This is a genomic window from Bartonella sp. AD328YNZD (assembly GCF_042196425.1).
On the sequence record NZ_JBHIQG010000570.1, the window covers coordinates 1 to 1,043 of the forward strand.

The following is a 1,043-nucleotide window of genomic DNA, read 5'->3' on the forward strand; positions in this document are numbered from 1 at the left end:
CAAGAGATGCGTAATTTTGATTTTCTTTCTCCTTGGGAAGGAGGACAATATATTTTACCATGTGATGAAAAAGCAGAGGGTAAAAAATGATATTGGTTTTGATAAGGCGTTCTATTAGAATAGCGCATTTTTTTAATAATTAATGTTTTTAATATGATAGATTTTTTTAATATTTGATATGAAGTTTTTAAAAAAGCAAGGGGTTGATTGTGGCTGAGGTCAATGTTCGAAACTTTAATATCAATTTTGGTCCGCAACATCCTGCAGCGCATGGCGTTTTGCGCATGGTTCTAGAGTTGGACGGTGAAGTTGTTGAGCGTGTAGATCCACATATTGGATTATTGCATCGTGGTACCGAAAAATTAATGGAAACAAAGACCTATCTTCAAGCGGGTCCTTATCTAGATCGTTTAGATTATGTTGCTCCTATGAATCAGGAACACGCTTTTGTTCTTGCTATTGAAAAATTATTGGATATTGAAGTTCCTAAAAGGGGGCAATTAATACGTGTTTTATTTTGTGAAATTGGGCGTATTCTGAACCATTTGCTTAATGTAACGACACAGGCAATGGATGTTGGTGCTTTGACACCTCCTCTTTGGGGGTTTGAGCAACGTGAAAGATTGATGATTTTTTATGAACGTGCCTGTGGCGCTCGTCTTCATGCAAATTATTTTCGCCCCGGTGGTGTGCATCAGGATTTACCAGAATCTTTAGTTGAGGATATTGGTAATTTTATTGATTCATTTCTTGTTTCTCTTGGTAAACTTGATGCGCTTGTGACACCAAATCGGATTTTCAAGCAGCGTAATGTAGATATTGGTGTCGTAAGTATTGATGAAGCTTGGGCACGTGGTTTTTCTGGAGTTATGATCCGTGGGGCTGGTGTGCCATGGGATTTGCGTAAAAGTCAGCCTTATGAATGTTACGATGAAATGGAATTCGATATTCCTATAGGTAAAAATGGTGATTGTTATGATCGCTATCTTATTCGTATGGAAGAAATGCGTCAATCAGCGAAAATTATGCGTCAATGCGTAGAA

At 37.7% G+C, this 1,043-nt stretch carries 1 protein-coding gene and 1 pseudogene; both read left to right on the plus strand.

Annotated features, from left to right (window positions below; genetic code table 11):
- Positions 1-90, plus strand: a pseudogene (locus tag ACFIO3_RS13755) (NADH-quinone oxidoreductase subunit C); the annotation flags it as partial.
- A gap of 119 nt (positions 91-209) precedes the next feature.
- On the plus strand, positions 210-1,043 hold an 834-nt coding region (locus ACFIO3_RS13760), incomplete at its 3' end, for an NADH-quinone oxidoreductase subunit D (protein ID WP_375704650.1).